Here is a 26528-nt window from a genome sequence, read left to right as displayed (position 1 = left end):
AGGAATAAGGACGCCGGGGGGACATGCAGGCAAATTGCGGCCCGAAAAAGACCACAGCACTGCCTTAAATTCCAATTCTCAATGAAACGTTGATATCCTTAATGAATTATAATCAGCTAACAAAAAACTGTCAGAATTCACAGCCGCGCATATCCCGGAAAACCCGGAATCGGCTTTCGATAAAGCGCATTGCGCTCTAAGATGCTGAGCAGCGCCAATACCGCCAGGGCAGATACCATTTGAGATCGCTGGAGAGTGCATGCGGCACCGGATCGAAACCGTGGGTTCCGAAAGGCCCGCAACGCATGACGCGAAAAAATCCCATCCATCCGCCGCTCCAAAGGCCATGGCGGGCAATGGCTTCATAGGCATATTCGGAACAGGTCGGCAGATGGCGGCAGGAATTGCCGATGAGAGACGACAATGTCACCTGATAGAATCGCACGAACGAAGTGCCGATCACCCTCCCCGGCGTCTTGCGCCAGGGGGCGGTGAAATTCCGGCTATAGCGCTTCCGCGCACCCTCGCCGGTGTGATCCTTGCCGCAAGAACACATCAGGCAGCTTTGGCCTTTTCCTCGATCTGCCGGATGCAATCGACAACCGCGTCGAAAGTAAGCAATGTGGAGGCGTGGCGGGCTTTGTATTCGCGAACGGGCTCGAAATATTTCAGGTCGGCGAAACGTCCTTCCGGCGCCGGGCCATCTTCCTTCAGCATTTTGTACATCTCATCGCGAACCGCTTTCAGTTCTTCCGCTGAAGCACCGATGATGTTGCGCGCCATGACCGAGGAAGAAGCCTGCCCAAGCGCGCAGGCTTTCACCTCATGCGCGAAATCCGTCACGATACCGTCAGCCATTTTAAGATAGACGGTAACGGTCGACCCGCACAGCTTGGAATGCACCTTGGCAACTGCATCTGGTTCAGGAAGACGTCCCAGACGCTCCATGTTTCCGGCGAATTCCAGAATACGTTTGTTATAAATATCATCGATCATGGAGGCGAACCTTCCGCTCTGCCGGAGAAAAACATAAATTTGTCGTCCGGCTGCGGTTTGAAGTTGCAATTTATTGTCTATATAATAGGCAGGTAGCGTCTGCGCCATGGGTAACATTAGCACAGACCCCGGGGGCAGTCGCACGAAAACCTGTCCGGTGGCCTCAAGCGCCGGATCAATACATCGCCCGCTCGCAAAGCGCATCGTTGTATTGTCCGTTTAACTCGTCTCCTCCTTGAAGGAGACTACTGGAGAATACTGATGGACGCTCGCATCCTCAAAGAAGATGACGAATCCGGCCTGCCGAACAAGCAGGCAGATGTAACTCTTTTGCATGGCAAGCCGACGCAGGCCGATGCAGAAGCAGCCGTACGCACGCTTTTGCTTTGGGCCGGAGACGACCCGGAGCGTGAAGGTCTTCTGGAAACGCCGAAGCGCGTTGCCAAGGCCTATAAGGAACTGTTCGCAGGCTATACGGAAAGCCCGGAAGAAGTCCTCGGCACGGTGTTCGAGGAAGTCGGCGGCTATAATGATCTTGTCCTGGTGAAAGACATTTCGTTCCATTCGCATTGCGAGCACCATATGGTGCCGATCATTGGCAAGGCGCATGTTGCCTATCTGCCTGATCACAAAGTGGTGGGCCTTTCCAAGATTGCGCGCGTCGTGGATATTTTTGCGCGCCGCCTGCAGACGCAGGAAAGCATCACCGCGCAAATCGCCGACAGCATCCAGCGCATTTTGAAGCCACGTGGCGTCGCCGTCATGATCGAGGCAGAACATATGTGCATGGCCATGCGCGGCATTCGCAAGCAGGGTTCGACGACCATCACCACCACCTTTACCGGCGAAATGCAGGTGAATGCGGAGGAACAGGTTCGTTTCATGACCTTGACCCGCAGATAAACGGCAGACAATGAGCTTCTTTCCTGCACAGCCTTCCGACAAGAAGGCCATTGAAGAAGGCGCGGCATTCATGCCGCGCTTTGATGCTTCGGGTCTCATCACCGCCGTCGTAACCGATGCGCGTGACGGCGCATTGCTGATGGTTGCCCATATGAACGAGGAAGCGCTGCGCCTTACCCTCGAAACGGGAATTGCGCATTACTGGTCACGCTCGCGGTCCACACTCTGGAAGAAGGGCGAGACGTCGGGCAATCTGCAAAGTGTTGTCGAGTTGCGCACGGATTGCGATCAGGATGCGCTTTGGCTGAAAGTGCGTGTCGCGGGCGACGGGCCAACCTGCCATACGGGTCGCCGCTCCTGTTTTTATCGGCAGATTATTGCCGAGAACGGCGATATATCGCTGGCCATTGAAGGTGCCTGCGATCACGAGCATTAACCTTGGTCAAAAGGATGTGATGGCGCGAATATGAGTCGTGCCATCAATTCGCAGCATTTATTCTTTGGATACTATGTTTCGCTAATCTGAAGCGGTTCTTGTCAAACGGAACTGTCGGAATCGCTTTAGCTATTTGTTCTACGCATTTCCTGACGCAAGCCGCTTCAGTCTATTGCCGGAAATGCTCCAAATCGAGACGAAGAGGTGTCCATCGTGATGCTTGCATGGGGGCAGAGGCGGAAGGCTGCAAATAACGACCTTGCACCGCCAGCCGAAGAAATCGTCGAGAAGCCTGAAATCAAGCGTGAACCGCGCCGGATAGCCTTGGCGCTGGGTGGTGGAGCTGCGCGCGGCTGGGCGCATATCGGCGTTTTACGGGCGCTGGACGAAGCCAATATCGATATCGAGATGATTGCCGGGACATCTATCGGCGCGCTTGTAGGCGGCTGTTATCTGGCTGGAAAACTCGATGAACTGGAAGATTTCGCCCGTAGCCTCACCCGGCGACGCATGTTCAATCTTCTCGACATCACCTTTCGCGGCAGCGGGCTGTTCGGCGGGATGAAGCTGGATGGCCGTCTGCGCGAGCATCTGGACGGCTTGCGCATCGAGGAACTGGATCGCCCCTTCGTTGCCATCTGCACGGAATTGCGCACCGGTCATGAAATCTGGCTGTCTTCCGGCCCGCTTATCGATGCCATGCGCGCCTCCTATGCCCTGCCCGGCGTTTTCGAGCCTGTGCGCTGGCAGGAGCGTGTTCTGGTCGATGGCGCACTCGTCAATCCCGTCCCCGTATCCGTGTGCCGTGCTTATGAGCAACGCCTGGTTCTGGCCGTGAACCTGCATTACGACCAGTATGGTCGCGCTGCGGTCATCAAACATGCGCAAACGCGCCAGGAAGGGCTTGCGGACGCGATTCATGGCGAGAAAGAAGCACGCCTCGGCATTACCGGCGTGATGATGGAAGCCTTCAACATCATCCAGGACCGAATCTCGCGCGCCCGCATGGCTGGGGATCCGCCGGATGTTACGCTCATGCCGATTGTAGGACAGATCGGGCTTGCCGATTTCCATCGCGCATCCGAGGCAATCGATGCCGGTTACGCAGAAACATTGAAGCGCCTTGAGGATATCAAGCGCCTGCAGGGCATCGCCGGCTGATTTTTTTTGTCGTTGGAAGCGAATCCGAATGAATCGGATTCGCCGGATTCGCTCTTTATTGCCCCTCACAGTGCTCTCTTCCCTCGCAACGCTCTCGCTCGATGACGTTTTTCGGAATTTTTTTCGATTTGTGGAAGTCTTTGAAAAAGCCCGGAAAATCGCGGTTTTGACCATGTCATCGATGATTGAGCGCAAGCTTTTTCACATTCTTTTTCAAAAAGATTGCCGGAAGATGCAGATGGGGCTTGTGCACCCCAAAGTGATTTGCTAAATGCCCACTCGCCGACGGAGTTCGGCTCCTACCACGGGCGGTCGTGGCGGAATTGGTAGACGCGCAGCGTTGAGGTCGCTGTGGGGCAACCCGTGGAAGTTCGAGTCTTCTCGACCGCACCATTTACCACTCTTATGCAGTGGTTTTCTCCCAAGAAATCAACACCTTAGTTTTTGAGGTGTCCCACATCAAGACCATGCGTGGGACACATCTACTCGTTCCATGGCGCCAAGAGCCAGCTTCCAACGCTCGACTCTCCGGGTATAAACCTCGGATGTTTTTGCTTCGGAATGGCCGAGGATAGCCATGATCTCATATTGGCTGCAGCCCTGCTCGGCCAACAGTTCAGCGAGTCCCTTGCGAACGCCGTGAGCTGACAGCGTCGGCAGGTCGGCATCCTTGCACCACCGCTTAAACATCGCCGACATACTGTCACCGCTTGCAAAGGGCTTGCCGCCACGACCAAGAACATAGGTGCCGCCTTGAACCGTAGGCGCGCGGGTGGCCGTCTTCAGGGCAGGCAGAAGCGGGACGGTCACTTCGGAAGATCCCTTCTTGCTCGGCTGCCAACGCACAGCCTCCACGCCCTCGATGACGCATTCGTTCTTCCGGCCGAGAACGGTGAGATCCTCGACGCGACAACCGGTCCACAGTAGGACCGACATGGCAACGTGCGCCTTGCTGCCCGGCTTGTGCTTGGCGAAGAATGCCTTCACGTCTGCCGCCTTCCACGGAGTAGCCCCGTCTCCCTTGACGTACACCTTATCGATGCCCCTTGCCGGGTTGCTGCTTACGAGCTTCCGCTTCTTCGCCCAATCATACATGACACCGACGGCTTCAATGAAAGCGTCGGCCTGGGCTGGCGTCGATCCCATCTTGTCCTGCATCTCGAATAACTTTTCCTGCGGAATGAGCATCACGCGATCAGGATTCGTCAGCAGACGGTTGAGAAGATTGCGTTTCTTTTTCAGGGTCTTGCCGCTGGAAGTTCCAGCGACCACCCTCGCTTCGAGATATTCCATATAGCTGGAGACCAGCCATCCAATTGACTTCGGCTTCGCGACTTCGGAAGCTTTCTGCAGTGGCTTGGGCTGGTCCCCTGAGCGAGCGATCAGATACTGCCGTTGAAAGTCGTCGTCACCCGGCTCGCAGAATATTCGTATGCGCTTTGTCTTGTCGCCTTTCGGGCGGACGCGATACCGGATATGCCCGGACGCCATGGCTTCCTTCAGAAGACCGGGGAACTCTACTTTCATAGCAGCCTCTACCATTTATCGAGGTCTCCATGATTTCCATCGGACGACTCGACCTCAACGCCTCCGAAATGGATTTCGATATACCCACCCGTCACGCACAGCTTATCCACAACCATGCCTTCAGCCTTGGCTGTGCGCAGGGCAATGCGAAGAGCGTGCTCACTCGGACGGATGCGGCGGCCCGAAGAGCCGCCATGATTTTCATTCGCTGTTGCTGAATTTGATGTTTTCATTTCCGTGGGTTCCATACTTGGAGGGAGCGAAGGGTCAGAGCCCTTCAAGTCTTGCCGGCTGTGGCCCTGCTGCTTGGTCCTGATATTTCCCTGCGTATGGGCTTTCTGTTGGTTCATCCAGTTTATGGAAAACGACCTGCGCGATGGGTGACCCGGCGGGTATTGTGACCATCTGATCCCCGTCGCAGGTGATCTCAAGAGTCAGAAACCCACGCCAGCCAGGCTCAATGACTGTGTTCTGCACGAGGACGAACCGCCGCGCCCATGTGCTTTTGTCCTTCACGTAAGCCAAGCAGTCGAATGGCATGGTGAAGTGCTCGACAGTGCTGGCGAGAACTGACCTGCCATTGTAAAGCACGATCTCCTCAGCGATCCTGACGTCATACCCTGCCGGGCCGAGTCCGAAAGTCATTCCGTTCATCACAGTGCGCTCGTGAAACGGCTCGAAGATATTTCGCTTACGAATTGATTGCGCTGATAAAACCGTCATTTCCTAATCCTTTCATACGACGAGCGTCAGGTGCTCTGACGCCCTTGTGGCGGCTGTATATAACCAGCGATCTCTATCCTCGCGGAAGGCGTGGCTTTGGTCGAAGACGCAAACCTTGTCCCACTGGCTGCCCTGACTCTTGTGGCAAGTGATGGCGTAGCCGAAGGTGAACTGCTGCGTGCCTCGAACCTCTTTGAACGGAAGCTTGGCAGCAGCCACATCGTCCTCGAAGAACTCCTTCCGCACGCTAACCTTCGTGGTTGGGCGTTCGCCTTCCGGGTCATCCATCCAGAGCTGGACGGACTTCTTGCCGACCTTCTTTTTGCCGACGGTCAGGATGTCGCCGTTGAATATCTTGGCGAACCGATCATTGCGCAGGCAGATCAGGGGTTCGCCGGTAAGCGGGAACGGATCTGTCTTCCCGGCAATCTCGCGCAGGCGTCGGTTGTATTGCTGCCGGGTATCATTGCGCCCGACGATGACTACGTCGGCTTCAGTGACGAGCTGACCATCGAGGTTCTTCCGGCTGGTAACAATCAAGCCGTCGGCGTTGATCTCGTCTCCCTTGTACCGACCTTCCCGGATTTCCGTTGCAAGCCGGAGGATCGGGCTTTCAGCTGCCTGTCGGTGAACCTCTGTCAGCATGTAGTCCGGCTTGCGTGCGGTGAAGTAACCACCGCCCGAGACAGGCGGGAGCTGAGCAGGATCGCCGAGGACGAGGACCGGCCGGCCGAACGACAGAAGATCCTTGCCCATTTCCTCATTCACCATCGAGCACTCGTCGATAACGATGAGGCCGTATTTATCGAGGGCGCCAGGATCTTTCAGGGTGACGCGAACCTCGCCGGTGGATTCGTTGACCTCTGTGTTATAGATCAATGCGTGAATCGTCTTGGCGCCACGACATCCTTTCGAGCGCATGACCCGAGCCGCCTTGCCAGTGAAAGCAGCAAAGGCAACATCGCCCTTGGCATAACTGGCGAGGTGCATTGCGAGCGTGGACTTCCCGGCTCCGGCGAAACCAGCAAGGTAGAACGTTGGCTGATGCCGAATGCGCAGCCAAGCGCCGGCGGTTGACAGTGCTTCATTCTGCTGAGGTGACCAGACCGTCATGGCTTTTCCTCCAAGACGGCGCGGGCTTCAAAGAAGTCATTAGCCGTGAGTTGAATAACTCCGCCATCTGCTGCACTGACTTCATGAACTACATCGTGGTCGTTGAAGTTGCGTTCAAACAGAGCACCTGAATATTTGCTAAAAGGCTCCAACGCCTTCCTTGCCGCCGCGAGTTGGGTTTCGAGGGCTTTGCGGTAGTTTATTTGTTCTTCACAACGCTCTGACATTTCCATAGCGTCTTGTTTCCAAGTCACACGCCATAGTGGTGATTGGCAGTTTGGGCAGGGTTCTCCGGGCTTATCCTGCGGCGCAACCGAACAATCTTGTGCTGACATTACCATTTGCTGGAGTGTAAATTTGCATTTGGGACAATGCCATGATCCGGGTACGTGTATCTGCGCCTCCAACTCCTTCACCCGCGCACTCAGCGCCGCGTTGTCGGCTTTCAGCTTGGTTATGATGCCGTGCAGTTTGTCTATGGTTTCGGCTTGCGTTTCGTTCTTTACCCGTTCCGCCGCCAATAGCTTCTCAGCCTGCGAGCGGGCAGCATCGCCAATACGCCCTAGATAGTCCGCTATGTCATTAGCAATACTATCCCCGTAAGTATCGGCAACCCGCTCTAGGAGTTCTTTCTCCGCTTTCTTGATGATCGTCTCCAGTCCCGTATCTGTAGCGGCAGGCGCGGGGCGGGTGTCCGGTTCGTTCCATTTCGCAGCAGCAACTTTAGCGCAGTCCTCACAGCGCCACGAGTGCTTACTACCGACACATTGCTTCTTTCGACAGTCGCGACAGACAAACCAATAGTTTCCAGGTGTCCACCCGAACGAGCTGTGTTCACTCGCCATGACGGTCGCCTCCTGATGGGTGGGTGGCAACGCGTTCGATCTTATAATCGCAGTACCGATCTACGCTGTTGAACCATAGGTCTTCGGAAGGCGAATAACCGTCTTCGTCAACATCGTCTGGACGCTCGATCACATCGCATTCTACAGCGCGAGCAACGACCGTTTTGCCTAGAACAACTCTGATTTCTTCGGTGTCCGTGGACCATTCGCCATCGTTGCGGCTACCCTGTCTGTACTCCGCGAGAACTTCCTCGGCGCACTTTATGGCTTCATCAATGGTCTTGAATTTGCCGACGACACAATCACCAAAATGTCCGGGGTCTTTTACCTTGAATAGCTTGCTCATTTCACCCCCTCCGACGCAGGTGACAACCCACTGGCAATACTCCGCATCAGGTCCGCCAGTTCGTCCTTTGCAATCTGCGGGAGAGCGTCGACCTTGGCCGTCAACGATACGAAGTTCGTATAGCCGTGTGCGTTGTTGCTTGTGCGGAAGAGGATCAGCCCGCGCTTGATATCGTCGTGGCGAAACGGTAGATCCGGCTCTGTCAAAGCTTTCTCAACCGCATCGAATACTGCCTGCAGATCGGAGACGTTCGTTAACCCGGCAGGTCTGAACACTTTCTCCATCGTGCGGTCTCCGACGACGTAGACCTCGAGGGCCGTATGGCTGGCATCGTTGTTTGAGCTCATGTCTTGGATTCCTTTAGATTTATCGTGTGGGGACGGGGACTAGTTGGGCCATTGTCACACGCCTCCCGCAGCGGACAGGACGTCGAAAGACCCCTTCCCTTTGAAGATGTAACCGACGCCAGCTTCTCCGGGGATATTCCAGCCGTGACGACGAAGAAGGGAAATGTCCCGATAGATCGTGCGAGGTGACGTATCGAGGATGACCGCGAGGTCGTCCGCTTTGTGGCTGGTGCCATCCTCAATGATACTGACGAGCTGGCGGAGTCGGCGAGCCACGTAATGTGGGACACGGCTTCTCATGATCATTCGCCCTCCCCGTTCAATGCCTCCAGCGCAGCGAAGTGCGCTTCGATTATGTCGTGCTCACGCGGTCGCCAGAACTGCCACCACTTCTCCCGGAGCTTTGGAGGCGACCAATTGCCATCCTCGAAAGCGCGCTTGTGAACGCGCATCAGGGCCTCCTCATGGGACGAGAGTCCCTCCACGCGGTAAGTTGTGCCGCCGAAAGTGCGGGTGACGCCGTAGGTCGTGAATGATCTCATTCGCCCTCTCCCTTCGGTGCCGGTGATGGATTGACAGGCTTGCAAAGGGCGTAAGCCGAGCGGCGGGTGTCCCCGGAGGCGTCCACATCAAAGCGCAGAGCTTCGAGAGCGCCGTAACAATCGGTCTGAGTCATCGGTTCCGATCGCTCGTAAACCCCGCAGCCCATCGCTGAAATGCCAGCGCAAATGACGAGAACGTACATTACTGTCTCACCTCCTCGGCACAGATTGCGGTCGCGGCGACCATCTGATCAGGGTCGTACTCAACGATGGACGGTACATCTAAGGTGCGCAGGTGCGCTTCCATGCCAGCGATGATGCGATCCAGCTCGCGGAGATCCGTGGTCGCGGACGAGATCCGCTCGGCTATCCTCAGACGCTCTGCCTGAAGCGTGTCCAGGCGGGTCGCAGCATTGTCACGCTCTCGTTCTAGGCGTGTCCGCACGTCGAGGTCGGTCAGGAGTGTGCTGGCTATAGTGCGCTCTGCCTCTGCGAAGGAAGCATCGTCGGAGCGGCGCAGAAAGTCGGGCAGTCTCATTTCATTATCCCTTCACGACTTTGATCTTGGTGATGATCATCTTCTCGTTCTCAGCCAGGAAGATCTTCCGGGCGTGGTTCGGGTCTTTGGCTTCGACGTCGAACGTTCCAGATGACCGGGTGTGAATGCGAAACATCGTCATTCGGATGTATCCCTCTGAATTGTTTTGCGTTTCCCAAGTGGGCGGCTTTGCCATTTGCTTTTGCGAGGGGCAGGTTCTTCTCCAGCGTCCTTCGCGATGAGGCGTTGCCGGAATGCCTCTTGCTGTTTCGTGAGCCTGCGGAGTTTCTTGATCTTTCCGATGTCTCCATCGGCGGTGGTAATCCGCTTCTCTCCACCTCGGCCGAATGTCTTGACCCGGTGTTCATCGATGAGAAGCATGTCGATGTGGTCCGGGTCGTTGGCCGGCGGGATCGTGTCGCCGGTCAGAGGATTGATTGGTCTGAGCGCCAGAGCCGGGCTGTGATCGAACTCGACTTCTTTGATCGTGAGGCCGAACCTTCGCAGCGCGGCCTCGAGCTTCACCCGGTCTGGAATCCGCTTACGAACCTTTGGGCTGCTCATCGGAAGTGTTCAGCAAGTGAGCAATCAACCCTGCCTTCTCGGGCTGAAGGACGAGGCAGACGACACCACTATCGTCGCCCCGCAGGATCTGTTGCACCGTGACGGAATCCTTTGCCACGTAATATTGGGTTTCAGCATGTGTGCCGTGCAGGTAGACGGCGAGAACTTGGTAAGTCATCGGAATGTGCCTATGCGAATGGAGTGCCGGACATCGTCAATTTGTTGAGCCAGTGACGTGCGGTGTGCCGTATCTCGGGGCTGAGGTTGTCCCTGCGAGGGTCGACGCACCACTCGAGGAATCCTCGGTCCATGTCGGACCAGAGCTTGCCGTAATGATCCTTTGTGAAGCCCACGGTTTTCAGGAGAACCGGTGTATTGGTCAGCTGAATGAGGACCGATGGATGCTTTTCCTTGACCATCCGTGACAGGATGTGAGCCGTAACGTAGGCGTCGGGCCCGGCGCGGTGTGGCGGCATCGCCAGAGGAGGCCACTCGAAATCGGCATCCACTCCAAGCCAGTAGCGCAGCGTCTGGTTGCTGTAGCCCGGTGCGTCTTCCCACAGATGCTTTGCCGACTGCATGGTGCAGATCCAGGGGAACGTGCTGCCGGTGAAGATCGCCTGCTCAAACGCTGCGTTGTGTGCGCAGAAGACGTCGCCCGGTTCCATGCCGTCCATCAAAGACTTGAACGCGAAGTCCGGCGTTGGTGATTCAGAAACATCCTCGTCTGAAATATGGTGGATGGCGCGCGCTTCGGGCGGCATGGCGATTCCGCAGTTGATGAGCGAAGACACTGGCTTGCTTACAGCGCCGGTGCTGCCGTCGACGTCGGCGAACCCGAACTCGCAGATGCCAACTGGCTTCCCCTTCTCCCGCTCTTCAATCTTCCCTGTGGTTTCGAAATCGATGCAGCGGATCTTCATGGCTGAGCCTCGCTTTCGTTCGCCTTGTTGTGTGACGAGGCATGAACGCGAAGCTTCAGCACGGCCTCGTTCAAGTCCAGCTTGGCCTGCTTGACCATGTAATTCATGACGGTCCTGAGCATGAACTCGTCGCGCGCCTTTCGCTGGATGAGGTTCTTGACGTAGTCGTCAGGGTGGTCGCAGGTAATGGAAAGGCGAAACTGCCCTCCCTTCTCCTGGAACTCGGTCAGCAGTTGGAGCTCAAGCTCCCGTTCGGAGATTTCATATGAGAGGTCACGGGCCTCAGCACCGAAAGTCTTCATGGTGTGTTCCTCAATTTCACTACGTACTTCATGCTTGAAGGGTGGGTGACGCCGAGAGGTCGGCGCCACGATCTATGCGGTCACGGGTATTTCCCGACGTTCAGCTTCTCGACGCCGAGAAGACTCTTCACCTTGTGGACGAACATCGCGTGCTCGGCGGACCATGCCAGCTTGTCGGCGTCTCGCTTGATTGCCCAATCGGTCATGTCGATGCATGCCTTCATGAGTGGCTTCGCGTAGTCCGGCGTTGCAGATGCCCAATGTTGAGCCGCCTGCTTCAGCACACCTCGGCGATCGCGGGCGTCGATACCCATGTCGAGCGCGATACCGAGCAGCTTTTCGCAACCTTCGAGGATGATGTCGTGGTCCTTACGCTGAATCATGATGTCGTCAGGTGCGGACGGAGGGCCAGACGGTTCCTCCTTCTTGGCCTCCTGCTTCGGCTTGCTGCCCTGTCCGGTCTGGCTGGCCCGCTCAGCGCTTTGCTCCGACTTTGGCTGCGATTGCTTTGCCGGTTCCTTCTCGCGCTCCTGAGCCGCCCCTGCGTCCATCTTGACGCCAGTCTGGCTTTGGTCAGTGACGGCCTTGGTCTGATCATGCTCGATGACTTCGCCAGTGAATGGGTTCACACGCTCGGTCTGACGTGGCTGGCTGAAATCGAACATTTCATCCTGACGCTCGAGCAGCGCACGGATCTTGTCGTTGTTGATCGGGACGTATTTCGAGCCGCGTCTCAGTACCGCCTTGCGGTACATTTCGTTCGTCCACTTGTTCCAAGCAGGGCTGTTAGGAGCCTTGGATGCATCGCGTACTTTTTGCATGTCCTCGAGTGACATGGTCTCGAGGTGCATCACTCGCTTTTGATCATCTCGAAAAACCGCGTATCCGCCGGTGACTTGTCCGCGCTGTTCAGGCTTGGCAAACGGGTCCGACTTGTGAACGAGTGAGTCCGGGTCGGCTTCGTTGAGCACGAACTCGTCATTCTCGTGGACCAATTTGCACACGATAGAGAATACACCGCCGAGTTCCTTCACACGCTTGATGATGCCCTGCACCATCGGCTGGTAGTTAGCCAGCATGACCCTCTCTTTGCTATCCCAATAAGGAAGAAGGACGGCCTCCTTGGAGTCAGGCACGAGGCCATCCGCAGCGCACTTTGAAATCTCGCGGCGCAGACTGTCGGGGGTGCATTCCAGGATCTTCGGCTCTTGAAGGACAGCAATCAGGAACACGGAACGCAAACGGTCGAAGCTTTGCCCGTTCTCACGCAGCAAAGGCGCGATGTCGGATGCCATGCTATCCAGGACATTCCCGGCTTCAACGGTGATTAGGTTGCTCATATTGTATTCCTCGGTTGTAGGTAGGCATGACGGAGTGGTTCAGGCGCAGCGGAACCTTCGGCGGCGGAGTCCACAGCTGGTCCGGCCCGTAGCGGTCGAGATAGAAGCGGTAGGTATCGAGAGCGTCCCCGACGATGTTCTTCGCATGGACAAACATCTTGTCCTCGGTGTCGACGGACAGCGTGACAGGCACCATGCCGTTGTCGCGGCGCATCATCACCCAAACCCAATCGATCCCCTGCGAGTGCAGGAACGAATGCAGGTATTCCCCTCGCGGTGGCGTGCCGAAGATCATTCCCTGCTCGAGAAGCTTGCGTGCGGCCACATACCCTTCCAGATACGCGGCGACCTGCACGTCGTAGGCCATCTCATGCACCTTGAGCACGGCCGCCTCTTCGTCCGAGCCGCCCTTGAACGAGTTGAACGATTTCAGGTCGACGATCAGAGACTTGACGCGCTCACCGGCGGGGGCAAGCGAGTAGTCAAGGCGGCACTTGCGACGGATTCCACGGTCATCCACCCAGAAGATGGACATTTCAGCAGCACCATTGACCAGAGAGCCGGCCGTCATGACGGAGGTGAGGATAGGATCACGCTCCATGTTCGCGACGGCATCCTCGATCTCGACCACCTGCCGGTCAGTCAGCTCGACATGGTTCGGATGCTCGGCCTGCCAGCGTGCGAGGATCTCGTCGAAGAATGGCGGGCATTCATCAAGCTCGCGCGCCCTTGCAGTCAGCTCAGGCTTGGTGCCGGTGAGCTTTTGGCCGTGCATGCGAAGGAAGTCCTTGATCTGGTCGGTCGTGTTCAACGCTTCCGGGTAGTCATGCGGTCGCGGCGGCTTCGCATACCGCTTATCGAACTCTTCCTTGCCTTCCAGAACGCGGCAGTGCCATGCGCTGCCCCAGATCAGGTATTCCTGCTCGACTTCGCGACGAGGACGGAGCCGGTCGTACTGCCACTTGCATGGCTTGGACGCCAGATCCTTGATGGACGTCGAGCCGAGCGAAGTATCAGCATGGTAAACCGCCTCTGGCAGATCAAAGTAAATGCCGGGCGGTAGCGTGTAAGTTCCGTCCGCGTTCGGGATGAAGTTGAGGTCGGTCATTTCGCACCGCCTTCCACAGGAAAGAGCGTGATATTAGCGACGTAGAGCGCGTTCATCTTTGCGATAACGGCATCGCCACTCTTCACGACGAACCAAGTGATTCCGTACGTGCCGAGGTTTTGGTCTTCCTCGACGATCTCGGTAACCCCGTCGCATCCGACCATATAGGACCAAGGATACTCGCCTTCACGGTGAGGCTCTGCGCCAGCGATGATCTTGATTTTCATTCTGCTGCCTCCAAACCAGAGGCGACGTGCCCGTCTTCGATCACCACAGCCGTCTCGCGGCCGGACGAAACCGTCTCGATCCACACCTGCGTGTCGTTTTCCTGTGCAAACTCGGTCAGCAAGGCCATCGAGTCCGCGTCGAGCAGTGAGCCGTCACGTACACGGATAACCCGGAGCGTCGGATTCATCGCAGCCGCCACCGCGATAGATGCGCGGAGCTGCTCGGCATCACTTGCCTGCTCAAACGGCTGGCCGTTAAGGATGACAGCCTCGTCCGTGAGCTGAAGGCCGGCAATGGGCAGGTTAGCTGCGACGACGGCGTTTGCGGATGCCTGGTTGATGGCATCGATGCCCTTGGTGAGCTCGTCGCTCTTCTGCTGGAGAGCCTTCATCTGGTCGACGAGCTCTTCGCGGGCCTTGATTTGGGTCAGAGCGCCATTGATCTCATCCGCTTCCGAAATCTTCTCGCGGATCGGGTTGGTATCGATGCGGTCTGCGATCTCGATGCCATCAAGCTCGTCGTTAAGCTCCTCGATCCGCAGCTCTTCTTGATTAAGCGCATGCTGGAGGTCGTTGATCGCCTGTTTCTTGTTGGCGATGGAGTTGCGGGTGCGCTCGATGTCGCCGTTGATGGCCTGCGCCTTGCTTTCGGCGGCGGTCACGGCGGCGTTGTGGTCCATGGCCTTCTGAAGATCCTGCACGAGGTCTTCAACGCTGACCTTTTCAGAGACTCCGCACTCAGGGATGACGATGGACTCGATACGAGCCTTCAGGTCGCGGATCGAACGGTTGACGTCCGTGCGCTCGGTGAAAAGCTCCTTGGATTCCTTGTCAGCGGCATCGAAGTCGTAGTCCTTGACCAGAGACCGGAGCGCCTTGACCTGATCCTGCGCTCGCATACGGGAAAAAGAGAGCGGGTCGAAGGTAAGGTCGCCGAGGAAGCGGTTGAGCAGCTCCTGCGGGCTGCCAAACTTCGCTCCGTCCCGGTTTTCTACGGTGAGCGAGATCGTTAAATCGCCGTCAGCCTTCACCTTGAATTTTTTGGTGACGACATAGTCTCCGAGGTCGAGGCGAATGAAGCCAGCCTCAGATCCCTCGCGCACTGGCTTGGACTGGATGACCTTGTTGCCGTCCAATGCCCACCAGATGGCGTCAAGGATAGAAGTCTTGCCCTGCCCGTTCTTCCCGGTGATTTCAACGAGGTTGCCCTCTGGCTTAATCTCAACGGCAACGAGCTTCTTTATGTTCTCGGCCTGAAAAGAGATGACTTTCATTATATGAACCTCAAGTTTCTTGCTGCTTCCGGCCTTCCGCAATGAACCCTTCGCGGACGGTGTCTCTGAGGCGGCGCCATCTTCGGACGCATGCCTGTTCCGGTGTTTCCCGGACCTTCTTCCCCTTGACGGTGACCTCCATGCAGGAGCCGTAACCGCCGCGGATGAACTGCTTGTAGAGCTCGAAGCCAGCCTGAATTTCCCACTCGTCATTCATCGGGAAGCCGCATGTCGTGGGCGAGAGAAACCACTCCTGCCTCGTGGATCAGATCCTTCTGCTCTGTCGTGAGCGGGAGGCCCTGATGCCAGGCGCGAATAGCGACTTCCATCTGCGCGCGTCGGTCAGACGCACGTTGTGCTGCATTCAGAATGTTGGTGTTCATTTCGTCGGCTCGAAATCTACGCTATGAATTGCATAATACTATTCGCATCGTATGTGTCAACAAATAAAATACGAAACGTATTGACGAAGCGCAAAAAAAAGGAGCATAAAAGAAAAGGCCCCGCTGCATCTAGCAAATGCACGGGGCCGCGACTGGAGAGATTGTTCGTTTAGCCGACGAGGAAATCCAGTGACGATTGAATATCATACGTCACGTATTTCCTCAAGACAAAATGAATGAGCCGTCCAGTCTGCTGCAAGGTATGACGGAAACCGGTTCGGCCGTGCAGTAGATGATTGAGCAAGGAACGGGATTCGATCTGGCTCAAAGGGTTTCTGGCGGCGAAAGCTGGTGGTCTGCCCTGATCGGCGTGAGTGCTCACGAAAAAGAGGCCAAGATGGTAAGGCGAGCAACCCCGCCGTTACCTGTGGGATAAGCGGCGGTCGGCTCGGTCGGGCATGGACTACCCCTCCTACACCAGGAGCCCTTCCATGATCTTCATGGCGGGGTTCTTGGTCTGTGGGAGTCACGACGATCTCTCCATCGAGCATAGACGGTGAATCTATATAGAATCGTAAAGTAGATTGGTTTCTGGGTATGAGCCTATGGAGTGCTCAAGCCTTTAATATTATTGCTAAAATGTCATTCCAAAAAAATGCATGGCGAATCGAAGAAAAACGAAAGCTGGCGCGTCACAGCATAGTCACCTTCGCCTTAACCCGTCCGACAATCGGCACGTCCAAGGCACTCCGTTCATAGCCTTCATATCGAGGGTTACGACCGGTTACTCGAACGAGCGGAGTTCCTTCAGAAGGAAGGACTTCGACCATCTTGATCGCAACTGCATCACCATCATACACAGCGAATGCTCCGGGAGGAGTTGGACGAGTGTCGTTCGTGTCGATGATGACGCGGTCACCCGGAAAGAGTGAGCCAGGAGCGGTCGGATTATACGGATCGTACATATAATCGCCGACAATCTCCATGACGCGCGCGCAGTCATTGTGAATATCAAGACCGACTTCGAGGAAGTCCTTCGGCATATCCCAAAACTCATCGAGGTTTGTGGATTTGATAAGTTCTGCCGCGTTGGATTTCGCCTTCAAACGAGCAGCCTGCCCTTCGTCATCGGCTGGATCGGCCAATGGGGCGGTCCCGAATAGCAGCCACGCAGGGTCAACGCCGTAATGCTTTGCGTATAAGAGGGCGTCCTTATCAAATCCGCGTGTGCCATTTTCATGCGCTGTGTATGTGACAACCTTCACGCCCATGCTACGGGCGGCATCCGTTGCCGACTTATACCCAGCGTTTACTCGTGCCACCTTGAGGCGATGGAACGGCTCTTCTTGATGCATAACGAAGTCTCCTGACAAATTAAATACGTTTCGTATTTACCATAGCCAATTCGCATTGTATTACATATCCAACACGGAGTGAATAACAATGCGAGATAACACTACCAAATTTCACGACATCCTGACCCGATACAAACAAGTTATGGCGGAAGTTGAGCAGCTTACCCTGACTGGTCGTCAGATAAAGTTCGTCCGCAATGAACTTGGTGAAAGCCAGATGGCATTCGCCAAGCGTATTGGAAGCACGCAGGTTTCCGTCTTCAGAGCAGAAGAAAAAGACGGAAAACTTTGCACGGGTCTCATTGTCCTCACCTGCCTTGCGGCAGCGGAGGAGCTCGGGTTCGACATTCCGAGTGATGAGACTTTGCGTGATCCTGTTGGGGAGTGAGCCCCGATGGTTGGCACAGGCAACCTGATTTGGACCGCTGAACTCGATCGAGAACTTCGGTCCCTCGTACGCAAAAATACTCCTACTCGTACTATAGCCAACCTCCTTGGTCTGCACCGGATACAGGTTATCCGACGCATCAAAAAGCTTGAGCTAACTGCTGATAATGCAGGCGAAAAAGTATTCGAGGCTCCTCCTCATATCCAGAGTTACAAGACATCCCGCAGGGGATTTTACGTACCTCCTCATCAGGAGGCGGCTTACTACGACCTCCTGAAATCAGGGGTCTCGATAGACGAGGCGCGAAAGCGTCTCAAAATTAAGAAGCAACCTAAATAGAGGTGCATGATGATGACCAGAGACCACAACACCAAGACTGAACAGGAGCTCTACGAAGAGCAGAAGTTCCTCGAAGGCTTCGCAAACCTGAAGAGCATGGAGTCGGATATGGCCGGCACCAAGGGCGACATGAACGCCGAATACAAGCGGCTGAAGGATCTCGGCTGGTCCAAGAAGGACTACGATTTTGCCAAGTCCCTCGAGGACAAGGACGTCGGGCAAGTTATTGCCGACTTCGAACGCAAGCTCCGTATCGCCCGCATGTTCGGTCACCAGCTCGGCCGCCAGCTCGACATCCTCGACAAGGATCGGACACCGCAGGAAGACCGGGCCTACGACGAAGGCTTCGCAGCCGGGCGCCGTCGCAAGAGCGCGACCAACCCGTACCAGCCGGGCTCGCAGGAGTTCCAGAACTGGCAGAAGGGTTTCAATGACGGCACCGAGCTTGCCAACAAGGATCTCTCCTCAGCTGTGAGCGAGGAGGCGCCGGAATGAACGCCATGCCACAGCAAACAGACCTAGAGGATTTCACGGGCACGTCGGTTGACCTGTTTTCCTACGCGGCATTGAGCCGGGAAGACGAAGTCGCGGCCAAGGAAGACGCCGCGATTATCAAGGCTCATATGAAATCCGCAGCCGAAAGCATCATCGCAGTAGGCTTGGCGCTCAAGCGGCAGAAGGAACGCTTGCCGCACGGCATGTTCCTGCCATGGATCGAAGCTGAGTTTGAGATGAGCCATATGACAGCCACGCGGTTCATGAACGTGGCTGAGGTTTACGGCTCGAAAGCTAACACGGTGTTAGTTTTGCCACCGAAGGCTCTTTACGAACTCGCCGCCCCGTCCACTCCGCAATCCGTCCGCGAACAGGTCGAAGAGCTTATCGTTGACGGCCAGAAGGTAACGGCGGCGGACGTGAAGCGGCTCAAGGCTGACGCCAAGGCTGCGCGGGAAGGGGCGGAAGCGCTGGCGACACGGAATACCGAGCTCGCCACGAAGGTCAAGGCCAAGCCCGCCAAGCCGGTCGACGTCGAAGCGATCCGTGCCGAAGCAGTAGCCGAGGTCGAAGCCAGACTCTCTGCCCGCATTGCTGAGTTGTCGGAAGCGAATGTGGCCGCACGTAAGGAGGCGAATGAGCTCAGGAAGAAGCTCGAAGAAAAGCCTGCAAAGCCTGACGAGACGAACGTCGTGCGCCCTGACTTCGCACAGGCGACAGCCGCAAATGCGGACGACGACGACGATTACTCAAATCCAGAGGCTGCAATGGGTGCCTTTGCCGGGGCACTCGGGGCCATGGAAGGGCTTAATTTCGGTGCCGAAGATTTCTGGAAAAGGATCGGCAAGAAAAGCACCCACGGAAAGCGGACCTACGAAGCGGTCATTTTCGTGAATGAAAAACTCGGACAATTAATCAGGGAGTATGCCAAATGAATTTCTTGCGACCCAAAGTGGCAATGAAGCTTTCCGAATTTAGAGATGAGTTCAAGGAGAACGTCTCGATCGTAGCGGATCTTGGAAGACCTGCGGTCGGACGTCCTCGTCACAGCGTCATTGGCGACAGGCGTCTTCAGATTACGCGAGATGTGTCCGCGCAAATCGCAGCCGCGATGATCGAAAACATCGAGGCATCTGGGAAGGTGCTGGAGCCAGCCGGTCAGTTTCTGTACTGCCCGTCGAAACGGGCTGAGCAAGCCGCTCGATGGGTAAACGATATGGCGAAGGTGAACCGCGAGGCTACCGACGAAGACCCGTTCCGACTGGTGGAGAAGATGTATGGCACTCTCCTCACCGTGGCCTATCGCAAGCCGACTGGTCAGAAAGGGCGAGCCGAGCCTGTTCGTATCCTCACCTGTTGCGCCACCCCGATCGATCAACGCATCGCTGCTGACTACCGCCTCAAGAAAGGCCGTCGTGAAAACCGGCTGGATGAGGCTGCTGCAATGGCGCTTCGCGCAGTTGCGGACATGAGTTCCGAAGGCGAACGCTTCGACGAGGCGATGGCCCGACATTACGACAGCATCCGCAAGGGCGAAGTGTAAACGCCTTCCGCATTCAACCCGGCAATAATGCCAACAGAAGGAAAATGAAATGAACACTTTGGTTTTTAATCTCCGTGACCGTGTCAAGCTCGCTGAAAGCGGAGAGACTGGCGAGATCATCGGCCGTTCGCAATATACCACAGACGAGCCGCGTTACCTCATTCGCTATAAGGCAGGCGACGGCCGTCAGGTAGAATCCTGGTGGGGAGAGAGCGCTCTTCGCGCTGCCTGATCCATCACTACAACCCGGCAATAATGCCACCTGAGAGATAAGCCCGGCGCTACGGCGCCGTGGCTCACCGGCAAGACCGGACACCTCACCCAATCATACTGAAAGGTTCTCGCGATGGTTTCGTCACCACGCGGACGACCTCGGATTCCATGGTGAGACCATGGCTAAGGGGCGTCTTTCGAAATTCCAGCAGTCCAAACTGGACGCAGCATTTGCCCGAGCCGACAGGGAGTCGGCGCTGAAAAAGCAGGGCGGCAAGTGCATCTACTGTCTCGATCCACTGACAGTCAAACAGGTAACCCGCGAGCACATCAAGCCGCGGTCGGCCGGAGGTCTCGATAGCAAGGACAACATCGCGGCAGCGTGTGCTCCCTGCAACCGCCTCAAGGGTTCAACGCCATACGGAAAATTCATGCGGCTCATCAGCGAGCCGAGGTCCGGCGAACCCATCAAGTACCGCCTCGTCTGGTTCTCCAGACAGCTCAACAAACGAATAGCACTGATGGAAAAGCGCGTGATGCGCGCCGTCGGGAGGAAAGAATGACCGTCACCGCATCTGGATATGACCTGAAGAAGAACGAGCTTTACGAAACAGAGGCGTGGGCGACAGAAGCCCTGCTCAAATACTTTCCCGTGCGCGGATACAACGTTTGGGAATCAGCGGCCGGAAATCACAAGATGGCTGACGTGCTGAGGGCCAACGGGGCGGAGGTCTACACCTCTGACATCGAGACTTACTACCGCGAACACGACGAGATCTTCGACTTCCTGTCTGACCGGGATGATTACGAGGTCTACGACTCCATCGTCACCAACCCACCTTACGGCAAGCAGAACCGTACTGCGGTCAAGTTTGCAGAGAAGGCGCTGGCGCGTTGCGCTGGCAATGTGGCGCTGCTCCTGACAGCGAAGTTCGACAGCGGCAAGACCCGCAAACATTTGTTCGCTGACAACCCACGCTTCCTCGCAAAGATCGTTCTCGTCGATCGCATTAGCTGGGAAGGCAACGGCCAGACAGGGACCGAAGACCATGCTTGGTACGTCTGGGGGCCGAAACCTCTGTTCCCTGCCCCGGCCCGTCTTCTCTATGCGGAGCGACCGGCATGAGCGATTCACCCGGAAGCTACCTTGTTATCGATCCGGGCCGGTCAATGGGCTTTGCTTATTGTCTGGCCGGTGGAGAGAACATCCGCCACGGCACCTGGAAGTTCAATCAGAAGAGCGCGGGAGAGGCATATGCCACCTTCGTTCAGTACCTGAAGCGCACGCTGAGCGCCCTGCCCGACCCGCTCGTTGGCATAGAGCTGATGACCATCGTCGATCACGGCACCCCCGGTGGCAAGTCAGCCATCGATGCGCAGCAGGTCATCTTCTCGTCGGGCTGGCCTACCCATGCACAGACTCTGTGTCACACGATGGGGCTGCGGGATCCGCAGTTCATAGCGATCTCGACATGGCGCTCGAAGACACACGGCAAGCTCCGTGTGCCTGACGCCATGAAGAAGGCCAAGCAGGCCGAAAGATCCAAGTGGTTCAAGCTGCAGGCGAAAACGTACTGCGACAAGAACGGCTGGTCTTACTCGACTGAGGATGAGGCGGAAGCGCTGTGCATGCTCGACGCCCTCCGCATCATGAATGAACCGGACCACGCCTTTGATCGCGGACGGTCTTTCCAGCAGGAGAATTTCCTATGAGCAATCCAATCAAGCCGGTGGTGCGCGTCACTCCAGAGCAGGAACAGGCGATCCGCGATGCGGTTCACCGACATCTGGTCCACGCCACGAACCGCGCCTGCGCGGAGACCGGCATCTCTGGGATGGTTTTCGTTCTGGTCGGCGTCAGCACGTTCCTCGAGGAGCTGTCCGAAGTTAATGCGACTGCTGCGGTGGATTACTTCCGCGCTCTCGCCGATATGTACGACGACACGCTCAGCAAGGACGTGCGCTCGGAAGCCGATGCTCGTCGTTCCACTGCGGTGGCAGCGATATTTGCCAATCTCGATCTGTATATGGCGGGGGCACAGGGTAATGCGTGAGAGAGGTAGCGGCCGGTTTACCGACAGCTTCCTCGAAGATCTGCGAGAACGCATCCCAATATCGGAAGTCATTCGGACCCGCGCCAGCGTCGACAACAAGAAGAGCAAGCCGAACCGTGGAGATTATTGGTTCTGCTGCCCCTTCCACGGTGAAAACCGCCCATCGTTCCACTGTGAGGATCGCAAGGGCCGCTACCATTGCTTCGGCTGCGGCGTTACCGGCAACCATTTCAAGTTCCTCATGGAATTGGACGGCGTTTCATTCCCTCGGGCGGTGGAAATGGTGGCCTCTCTCGCCGGGGTTAATCTCCCCGGCAGGGAAGAGACCGAGAAGGAACGCCGCGAGCGATTCCAGCGTGAACAAGACCGCAAAAGGCGCGACGAGCAGCGCGCCCGACAAGATCAGAAAGACATGGAGAGGAAGACGGAAACGGTTCGCTCCATCTGGGCAGAAGCAAAGCCGATAGTCGGCACACTGGCTGAGGAATACCTCCGGTCTCGTTCGATCGAGCTGGCAGACTTCCCGGAAGGGACAGAGTGGATGCCAAGCCTCCGGTTTCATCCGGGGCTTTCGCTTCAAGGATCAAAGCACCCTGCCCTGATTGGCGGCGTGCAGAACAAGGACCGCAAGCTGATCGCCATCTGGCGAATCTTCCTTCAGCCGAATGGCAAGGCCCTCGTGAATGAGGACGGCCGGAAGGTGAAGCTCGGTCTCGGTCCTGCAAATGGCGGGGCCGTGCGGTTGGGGCCGGTAACGGAGACGCTGCGGCTGACGGAAGGCATCGAGACAGGTCTCGGGGTAGCGCTCCTGTCCAGCAAGCCAGCTTCTGTGTGGGCCGCGTTGTCCACCTCGGGAATGATGGGGTTGGAGATCCCAGAAGGCGTCAAGCGCCTTGAGATCTACGCGGATGGAGACAGGCATCGCCTGCACCAGAGGACCGGAGAGATCGTGGATCCACCCGGCATAGCCGCGGCCAAGAAACTTCAGAAGAGGGCCAGAGAGGCTGGCCTCGAAGCAGTGATTTATGCGTCCCCGGAGCCTGATGACTGGCTCGACGTGTGGACCTTGAGGAAGAACGATGAGCAACGAATCCGTAACGTCCAATACCTATAGCAACATCAAGATCGAGCAGCTTATCCTCGGCGCCATCCTCCTGGACGAAGCCAACTACTGGAACATCCAGGAGCTGATGAACATGGAGATGTTCGCATCGAACGATCATCAGAAGATCTTCGCTGTGATCTATGAGCTGGCAAGTGATGGTCGAGCCGTGCGCGTTCCCATCGTGGCAGGCCGTCTCGGCTCGCTGAGCAACGATCAAGACCCGGACGCCTATCTGTCCATGCTCCTGCACGTTGCCAGCCGTGAAGAAGAGCTGCCTCTTTCAGACTATGCCTATGAGCTGCGCAAGACAGCCAGCCGCCGCAAGATCAAGGCACTGGCCGAAGGAATCCTGAAGTCGGCCAACGACATCAACCTCGACCCTGATCAGATCATCGACCGCGCATCCGAACGCCTTGCGGATATGTCGCGCAACGCCGCCATTGAGCATGAAGCCAGCGTGTCGAGCACGATCCGACAGATCTATACATCTGCGACACAGCACGGAAGCGGCATGGCATTGCGCCCTTGCCTCAAGGGGCTGGAACAGATGGTCGGGCTCTTCCCGCAGGGATCGCTGGTTTTGTGGGGCGGTAACCCCGGCTCGGGCAAGACGGCAGCGGCGATGCAGCAAATGCTGTTCTCTTCCGTCTCCCACCCAACGTCTCTCTTCGAGCTGGAGATGGACAACATGGCGCTGGTCGCGCGCTCGGTGGCCGGGCAGACCGGCGTCTCCATGCGCGACATCCTGCGCGGCATCGACGAGAAGCAGATGGAATCTCTCATGCAGGCGGAGAAGTTTTTCCAAGACCGCAAGCTGACCATTGTGTCGCCGTCGAAGATGACCATCCAGCAGATCCGCAGCCGAGCCTTCGCTCACAAGCGTAAGTTCGGCCTTGATCTTCTCTGCGTCGATCACTTGAAGCTGGTCGATCGTGTAACGAAGAACCGCATGGACCCGGTCGAACGCGCATATGAAAACGCTCGTGATCTCAAGGCATTGGCGAAGGATCTTAACTGCGTTGTGATCGGCCTCTGCCAGTTCACCAAGGCAGCTCGTCAGAAGGAGCACCCGGAGCCTGAGATGGAAGACTTCTACGGTGGGTCGCTCGAAGAACACGCGGACATCATGCTCGCCAACTTCAACCGATACGACTGGCTGAAGAAAAACCCACCCTCTTCCAACGGAAAAGGCCGGGAGAAGTGGGACTCAGACCTCGAGGTTTCGAGAGGGAAGATTGAAATCTACAAACTGAAGGACCGCTTTGGGACGCCGCGCGACAGGCACATCTTCGATTGGGATGGGAAGCTTACCCTGTTCAAGGATCAGGTCACACAGACCACCTTGTGGGAAGACACGGCAGGGATGTGAGGTCAGTCATGAACCAGTTTGAAACGTACACGCAGAAGCAGTTCAGCGGCGGGTTCAAAGCCTTCCTGCGGACATCAATGGACGGCGAAGCCAAGCCCATTCTCGGGGTCGGAGGCAAGCCGCAGATCTTCCCGACAAGGGAGAGCGCACTCGAAGCATTGAACAAGCACCTTGTCCGCTACGTCAACGGCCATCTCCACCGGTTCGGTGAAATAGCCGGAGCCGAGATGGCTAAAGCGGAAGGCGCGTTCAAGGAATCGGTGAGGCAGAAGGGCAAGACCCGCACGATTTCAGTAACCTACAAAGGACGGGCAAAGCGATGCGCAAAGAAGAAACCTTGAAGATTATCAAGCACTCCGATCGCGATGTTTATGTGGCGTGGGTGCTGTGGGTCATCGGAATGTCGGAGCGGAGCATAGCCACCGTCCTGATGAAAAGGCCGAAACAAATATCTGGATTGGTCACCCGCTCCCCTTACGCCAACCGCTCAGCCATGACAGATTCAGAGCGAAGCAAAGCACTGAGCGAGTTGCTGGAGATCCGGGAGCAAGACGACGGAACGCTTACCGATGGCGGGCTTCTCGACCGGATACCAATGAAGATTATCCCGCTGCGTGGTTCGCAGAGGAAGGGCGCAAGGAGTCGGACATGACTGCCAGCAAGAGACTGATGGGCCGGCTGAAGGCAGCGAAGGAACAAGCGAGCGAAACGCTCAAGCCAGGTGTCCTTCCACTGGTCGCCTTCTATGGTCGAGGCGAGGAGCTCGATGAGCAGCGCTCGCGGATGTATGAAATGATTGGCAGGGTGATGGCATCCGACACGCTAGGGGATGACGTCGTCGCCACTATGCCGGAGCGCCGGTCATTCCTCGATGTAAGAGACGCCGTTACGATTCTTAATGCGCAGGCCAGCCCCATCGAATTTCTAGTATCGAATGGGGAAATGGAATTGGGACCGGACGAAGATGGAATGGGCGGTGTGCGGTTTCACACCGCCATTCGCTTTAGGGATCTCGTTCAGGGAGCGCAGGTCAAGGTGCTGAAGTCAGCCAACCTTGAAGGAACAGGCGGCGGAGGCTTCGGCCCGACGGACATCGTCAGTTATCAAGTGGACTGTCGCAAGATCCTGCAACGACTGAAGAGTGCCATCGGTGACGAGTGGGTTTACCAGATGCTCGAGGCGGTTGTCGTTATGGATGAATGGCTTGATCTATGGCCGGAAAGCCGGAAGGCAGACAAGCGAGGGACCAAGCGGAAGCAGAGACTGAAGACGATTCTCGCCCTGCATTACGGTCTGGATAAGGTAGGGAAGCAGCTCGGCTATATGAACAACGCTGCTTTCAAACAGCGCTGGCATCGTGACGTACCGGAGATGCCTCCGTCAGTTCGGCGTCGTAGTCGGGAGTCCAGGGCTGCAAACCAGCTCGCCTTGCTGACATCGCAAGGCGCTCGGTCAAGGTGAGCTCGCGCTTACCATTGAAAGTAAGGCTCGCCGTGACCGAGTTCTGGATGCCAATCGTGTTCGCTGCTGCCGTTATCTGCTTCTGATTGAAGCCCATACGAATGACCCAGACTCGGAAGTGATTGATTGCCGTTTTCATGAGCTCTCTCGATATTCTTCTGTGATTTCTTCTGCGATACGGAAATTGTTGTCGTTCAATTTCATAAGCTTGACCAACACATGGGCGGAGTGCGGGATGTCCTGCTCTCCGTCCAGCCATTTCATGACCCGGTGCTGAGGAACGCCAACGATCTCAGCAAAGTAGGTAGGTGTGATGTCAACCTCATCGAGCAATACAGCAAGCTCGGCGCCGGTGAGGCGACGGTAGCCGCCAGCCTTGCGGGTATCGATAGTCCGGCTGTCGTAGAGACGGATCACCGCTTCCATTGCCGCAACGTACGCCTGCTGTTCTGTATCGAAAAGCTGGACGTTACCATCCCTACCCCGCACCAGATCAGGGATTAGACCGGGCAGTGAAAACTGGCCAGTGAAGCGTTCACCCTTCGGTAATGCCTTGGCGATAAGCTTGGATGATGGTTTCTGCGACATGGGAATCCCTCGTTGTTACT

44 protein-coding genes, 1 tRNA gene and 1 pseudogene are annotated in these 26528 nt (G+C 56.5%); 20 read left to right on the top strand and 26 right to left on the bottom strand.

Going from position 1 to position 26528, the window contains the following annotated elements; genetic code table 11:
• Positions 1–196: 196 nt before the first annotated feature.
• The gene (gene yidD / locus MKS82_RS03495) at positions 197–556 is read right to left on the bottom strand and encodes a membrane protein insertion efficiency factor YidD (protein WP_109987853.1); all 360 of its coding nucleotides are present in this window, start codon (positions 554–556) and stop codon (positions 197–199) included.
• Positions 556–996, bottom strand: a complete 441-nt coding sequence (locus MKS82_RS03490) for an iron-sulfur cluster assembly scaffold protein (protein ID WP_109987852.1) — start codon at positions 994–996, stop codon at positions 556–558. Before MKS82_RS03490 ends, yidD begins: the two co-directional genes overlap by 1 nt.
• A gap of 261 nt (positions 997–1257) precedes the next feature.
• Here MKS82_RS03490 and folE point away from each other — a divergent pair, with 261 nt between their 5' ends.
• The 5 genes from folE to MKS82_RS03465 all read left to right on the top strand — a co-directional run bounded on the left by folE (position 1258) and on the right by MKS82_RS03465 (position 3889).
• Entirely contained in the window at positions 1258–1899 is a 642-nt protein-coding gene (gene folE, locus MKS82_RS03485) for a GTP cyclohydrolase I FolE (protein WP_006466810.1), read from the top strand.
• A gap of 10 nt (positions 1900–1909) precedes the next feature.
• Positions 1910–2335, top strand: a complete 426-nt coding sequence (gene hisI, locus MKS82_RS03480; protein ID WP_109987851.1) for a phosphoribosyl-AMP cyclohydrolase — start codon at positions 1910–1912, stop codon at positions 2333–2335.
• Positions 2336–2548: 213 nt separating this feature from the next.
• Complete coding sequence (locus MKS82_RS03475) at positions 2549–3496, top strand: patatin family protein (protein ID WP_109987876.1); 948 nt, start codon at positions 2549–2551, stop codon at positions 3494–3496.
• A 28-nt stretch (positions 3497–3524) separates the two neighbouring features.
• A complete protein-coding gene (locus MKS82_RS03470; protein WP_109987850.1) occupies positions 3525–3767 on the top strand; it encodes a hypothetical protein in 243 nt (80 codons plus the stop codon).
• A 37-nt stretch (positions 3768–3804) separates the two neighbouring features.
• Positions 3805–3889: transfer RNA gene (locus MKS82_RS03465), tRNA-Leu, on the top strand.
• Positions 3890–3955: 66 nt separating this feature from the next.
• Here MKS82_RS03465 and MKS82_RS03460 read toward each other — a convergent pair.
• The 23 genes from MKS82_RS03460 to MKS82_RS03350 all read right to left on the bottom strand — a co-directional run bounded on the left by MKS82_RS03460 (position 3956) and on the right by MKS82_RS03350 (position 16953).
• Positions 3956–5038, bottom strand: coding sequence for a tyrosine-type recombinase/integrase (locus MKS82_RS03460; RefSeq protein ID WP_167522196.1), 1083 nt, complete (start codon positions 5036–5038; stop codon positions 3956–3958).
• Entirely contained in the window at positions 5032–5256 is a 225-nt protein-coding gene (locus MKS82_RS03455) for a hypothetical protein (protein ID WP_146200208.1), read from the bottom strand. Before MKS82_RS03455 ends, MKS82_RS03460 begins: the two co-directional genes overlap by 7 nt.
• A gap of 34 nt (positions 5257–5290) precedes the next feature.
• Positions 5291–5746 (bottom strand): dCTP deaminase, encoded by a 456-nt coding sequence (locus MKS82_RS03450; RefSeq protein WP_109369075.1) that lies wholly within the window; start codon positions 5744–5746, stop codon positions 5291–5293.
• 12 nt (positions 5747–5758) lie between these two features.
• Positions 5759–6859 (bottom strand): ATP-dependent DNA helicase, encoded by a 1101-nt coding sequence (locus MKS82_RS03445; protein WP_109369074.1) that lies wholly within the window; start codon positions 6857–6859, stop codon positions 5759–5761.
• Positions 6856–7704: a hypothetical protein gene (locus tag MKS82_RS03440; protein ID WP_240578366.1), complete on the bottom strand. Its 849-nt coding sequence runs from the start codon at positions 7702–7704 to the stop codon at positions 6856–6858. The genes MKS82_RS03445 and MKS82_RS03440 overlap by 4 nt, the downstream gene beginning before the upstream one ends.
• Entirely contained in the window at positions 7694–8050 is a 357-nt protein-coding gene (locus MKS82_RS03435) for a hypothetical protein (protein ID WP_109369072.1), read from the bottom strand. The genes MKS82_RS03440 and MKS82_RS03435 overlap by 11 nt, the downstream gene beginning before the upstream one ends.
• Positions 8047–8397: a hypothetical protein gene (locus MKS82_RS03430; RefSeq protein WP_140021256.1), complete on the bottom strand. Its 351-nt coding sequence runs from the start codon at positions 8395–8397 to the stop codon at positions 8047–8049. The genes MKS82_RS03435 and MKS82_RS03430 overlap by 4 nt, the downstream gene beginning before the upstream one ends.
• A gap of 54 nt (positions 8398–8451) precedes the next feature.
• On the bottom strand, positions 8452–8697 hold the full coding sequence (locus MKS82_RS29490; RefSeq protein ID WP_158295708.1) for an HTH domain-containing protein: 246 nt from the start codon (positions 8695–8697) through the stop codon (positions 8452–8454).
• A 2-nt stretch (positions 8698–8699) separates the two neighbouring features.
• Positions 8700–8939 carry a hypothetical protein gene (locus MKS82_RS03420; protein WP_109369069.1) on the bottom strand — a complete coding sequence of 80 codons (240 nt, stop codon included), beginning with the start codon at positions 8937–8939 and terminating at the stop codon, positions 8700–8702.
• Positions 8936–9142 (bottom strand): hypothetical protein, encoded by a 207-nt coding sequence (locus MKS82_RS03415; RefSeq protein WP_109369068.1) that lies wholly within the window; start codon positions 9140–9142, stop codon positions 8936–8938. The genes MKS82_RS03420 and MKS82_RS03415 overlap by 4 nt, the downstream gene beginning before the upstream one ends.
• The gene (locus MKS82_RS03410; protein ID WP_109369067.1) at positions 9142–9477 is read right to left on the bottom strand and encodes a hypothetical protein; all 336 of its coding nucleotides are present in this window, start codon (positions 9475–9477) and stop codon (positions 9142–9144) included. Before MKS82_RS03410 ends, MKS82_RS03415 begins: the two co-directional genes overlap by 1 nt.
• Positions 9478–9481: 4 nt before the next feature.
• Positions 9482–9619: a hypothetical protein gene (locus MKS82_RS03405; protein ID WP_158295707.1), complete on the bottom strand. Its 138-nt coding sequence runs from the start codon at positions 9617–9619 to the stop codon at positions 9482–9484.
• Positions 9616–10002, bottom strand: coding sequence for a hypothetical protein (locus MKS82_RS03400; RefSeq protein ID WP_240578365.1), 387 nt, complete (start codon positions 10000–10002; stop codon positions 9616–9618). The genes MKS82_RS03405 and MKS82_RS03400 overlap by 4 nt, the downstream gene beginning before the upstream one ends.
• 16 nt (positions 10003–10018) lie before the next feature.
• The gene (locus MKS82_RS03395) at positions 10019–10219 is read right to left on the bottom strand and encodes a hypothetical protein (protein ID WP_109369066.1); all 201 of its coding nucleotides are present in this window, start codon (positions 10217–10219) and stop codon (positions 10019–10021) included.
• Positions 10220–10229: 10 nt separating this feature from the next.
• On the bottom strand, positions 10230–10964 hold the full coding sequence (locus tag MKS82_RS03390) for an exonuclease domain-containing protein (RefSeq protein ID WP_240578364.1): 735 nt from the start codon (positions 10962–10964) through the stop codon (positions 10230–10232).
• Positions 10961–11266 (bottom strand): hypothetical protein, encoded by a 306-nt coding sequence (locus MKS82_RS03385; RefSeq protein WP_109369064.1) that lies wholly within the window; start codon positions 11264–11266, stop codon positions 10961–10963. Before MKS82_RS03385 ends, MKS82_RS03390 begins: the two co-directional genes overlap by 4 nt.
• Before the next feature lie 80 nt (positions 11267–11346).
• On the bottom strand, positions 11347–12606 hold the full coding sequence (locus MKS82_RS03380; protein WP_240578363.1) for a recombinase RecT: 1260 nt from the start codon (positions 12604–12606) through the stop codon (positions 11347–11349).
• The gene (locus tag MKS82_RS03375) at positions 12584–13714 is read right to left on the bottom strand and encodes a PD-(D/E)XK nuclease-like domain-containing protein (protein WP_240578362.1); all 1131 of its coding nucleotides are present in this window, start codon (positions 13712–13714) and stop codon (positions 12584–12586) included. Before MKS82_RS03375 ends, MKS82_RS03380 begins: the two co-directional genes overlap by 23 nt.
• On the bottom strand, positions 13711–13941 hold the full coding sequence (locus MKS82_RS03370) for a hypothetical protein (protein WP_109369061.1): 231 nt from the start codon (positions 13939–13941) through the stop codon (positions 13711–13713). The genes MKS82_RS03375 and MKS82_RS03370 overlap by 4 nt, the downstream gene beginning before the upstream one ends.
• Positions 13938–15215 (bottom strand): AAA family ATPase, encoded by a 1278-nt coding sequence (locus MKS82_RS03365; RefSeq protein WP_240578361.1) that lies wholly within the window; start codon positions 15213–15215, stop codon positions 13938–13940. The genes MKS82_RS03370 and MKS82_RS03365 overlap by 4 nt, the downstream gene beginning before the upstream one ends.
• A 10-nt stretch (positions 15216–15225) precedes the next feature.
• Positions 15226–15432: a hypothetical protein gene (locus MKS82_RS03360; RefSeq protein WP_158295680.1), complete on the bottom strand. Its 207-nt coding sequence runs from the start codon at positions 15430–15432 to the stop codon at positions 15226–15228.
• Complete coding sequence (locus tag MKS82_RS03355; RefSeq protein WP_171380063.1) at positions 15425–15598, bottom strand: hypothetical protein; 174 nt, start codon at positions 15596–15598, stop codon at positions 15425–15427. The genes MKS82_RS03360 and MKS82_RS03355 overlap by 8 nt, the downstream gene beginning before the upstream one ends.
• 692 nt (positions 15599–16290) lie before the next feature.
• Positions 16291–16953: a LexA family transcriptional regulator gene (locus tag MKS82_RS03350; RefSeq protein WP_140019406.1), complete on the bottom strand. Its 663-nt coding sequence runs from the start codon at positions 16951–16953 to the stop codon at positions 16291–16293.
• A gap of 88 nt (positions 16954–17041) precedes the next feature.
• On the opposite strand from MKS82_RS03350, the gene MKS82_RS03345 reads away from it, so the two are divergent.
• From MKS82_RS03345 to MKS82_RS03275, 15 genes and pseudogenes are all read left to right on the top strand, one after another.
• Entirely contained in the window at positions 17042–17341 is a 300-nt protein-coding gene (locus MKS82_RS03345) for a hypothetical protein (protein WP_140019407.1), read from the top strand.
• 348 nt (positions 17342–17689) lie between these two features.
• Complete coding sequence (locus tag MKS82_RS03340) at positions 17690–18175, top strand: hypothetical protein (protein WP_240578360.1); 486 nt, start codon at positions 17690–17692, stop codon at positions 18173–18175.
• Positions 18172–19110 (top strand): DUF3102 domain-containing protein, encoded by a 939-nt coding sequence (locus MKS82_RS03335; protein WP_240578359.1) that lies wholly within the window; start codon positions 18172–18174, stop codon positions 19108–19110. The genes MKS82_RS03340 and MKS82_RS03335 overlap by 4 nt, the downstream gene beginning before the upstream one ends.
• Positions 19107–19718, top strand: a complete 612-nt coding sequence (locus MKS82_RS03330) for a hypothetical protein (RefSeq protein WP_240578358.1) — start codon at positions 19107–19109, stop codon at positions 19716–19718. The genes MKS82_RS03335 and MKS82_RS03330 overlap by 4 nt, the downstream gene beginning before the upstream one ends.
• Positions 19719–19767: 49 nt before the next feature.
• On the top strand, positions 19768–19950 hold the full coding sequence (locus MKS82_RS03325) for a hypothetical protein (RefSeq protein ID WP_240578357.1): 183 nt from the start codon (positions 19768–19770) through the stop codon (positions 19948–19950).
• Between the two features lie 160 nt (positions 19951–20110).
• Positions 20111–20494: an HNH endonuclease gene (locus tag MKS82_RS03320; protein WP_109369053.1), complete on the top strand. Its 384-nt coding sequence runs from the start codon at positions 20111–20113 to the stop codon at positions 20492–20494.
• The gene (locus MKS82_RS03315; protein ID WP_109369052.1) at positions 20491–21057 is read left to right on the top strand and encodes a hypothetical protein; all 567 of its coding nucleotides are present in this window, start codon (positions 20491–20493) and stop codon (positions 21055–21057) included. Before MKS82_RS03320 ends, MKS82_RS03315 begins: the two co-directional genes overlap by 4 nt.
• Positions 21054–21644 carry a hypothetical protein gene (locus MKS82_RS03310; RefSeq protein ID WP_109369051.1) on the top strand — a complete coding sequence of 197 codons (591 nt, stop codon included), beginning with the start codon at positions 21054–21056 and terminating at the stop codon, positions 21642–21644. Before MKS82_RS03315 ends, MKS82_RS03310 begins: the two co-directional genes overlap by 4 nt.
• Positions 21641–21985: a hypothetical protein gene (locus MKS82_RS03305; RefSeq protein WP_109369050.1), complete on the top strand. Its 345-nt coding sequence runs from the start codon at positions 21641–21643 to the stop codon at positions 21983–21985. The genes MKS82_RS03310 and MKS82_RS03305 overlap by 4 nt, the downstream gene beginning before the upstream one ends.
• Positions 21978–22331: pseudogene (locus tag MKS82_RS03300) on the top strand (CHC2 zinc finger domain-containing protein); the annotation flags it as partial. The gene MKS82_RS03305 and the pseudogene MKS82_RS03300, both read left to right, overlap by 8 nt.
• Before the next feature lie 66 nt (positions 22332–22397).
• On the top strand, positions 22398–23099 hold the full coding sequence (locus tag MKS82_RS03295; RefSeq protein WP_445558064.1) for a DUF7146 domain-containing protein: 702 nt from the start codon (positions 22398–22400) through the stop codon (positions 23097–23099).
• Positions 23065–24459, top strand: coding sequence for a DnaB-like helicase C-terminal domain-containing protein (locus MKS82_RS03290; RefSeq protein WP_109369048.1), 1395 nt, complete (start codon positions 23065–23067; stop codon positions 24457–24459). The genes MKS82_RS03295 and MKS82_RS03290 overlap by 35 nt, the downstream gene beginning before the upstream one ends.
• A gap of 8 nt (positions 24460–24467) precedes the next feature.
• Positions 24468–24800 carry a hypothetical protein gene (locus MKS82_RS03285; RefSeq protein WP_109369047.1) on the top strand — a complete coding sequence of 111 codons (333 nt, stop codon included), beginning with the start codon at positions 24468–24470 and terminating at the stop codon, positions 24798–24800.
• A complete protein-coding gene (locus MKS82_RS03280; protein WP_109369046.1) occupies positions 24779–25111 on the top strand; it encodes a hypothetical protein in 333 nt (110 codons plus the stop codon). Before MKS82_RS03285 ends, MKS82_RS03280 begins: the two co-directional genes overlap by 22 nt.
• Entirely contained in the window at positions 25108–25920 is an 813-nt protein-coding gene (locus tag MKS82_RS03275) for a hypothetical protein (protein WP_109369045.1), read from the top strand. Before MKS82_RS03280 ends, MKS82_RS03275 begins: the two co-directional genes overlap by 4 nt.
• 135 nt (positions 25921–26055) lie before the next feature.
• Here MKS82_RS03275 and MKS82_RS03270 read toward each other — a convergent pair whose 3' ends face one another.
• Positions 26056–26508, bottom strand: a complete 453-nt coding sequence (locus MKS82_RS03270) for a hypothetical protein (protein ID WP_240578356.1) — start codon at positions 26506–26508, stop codon at positions 26056–26058.
• Positions 26509–26528 lie beyond the last annotated feature (20 nt).

This window comes from Ochrobactrum sp. A-1 (genome assembly GCF_022488005.1).
Classification (GTDB): Bacteria; Pseudomonadota; Alphaproteobacteria; order Rhizobiales; family Rhizobiaceae; genus Brucella.
This window is presented reverse-complemented; position numbering and strand designations above follow the sequence as displayed.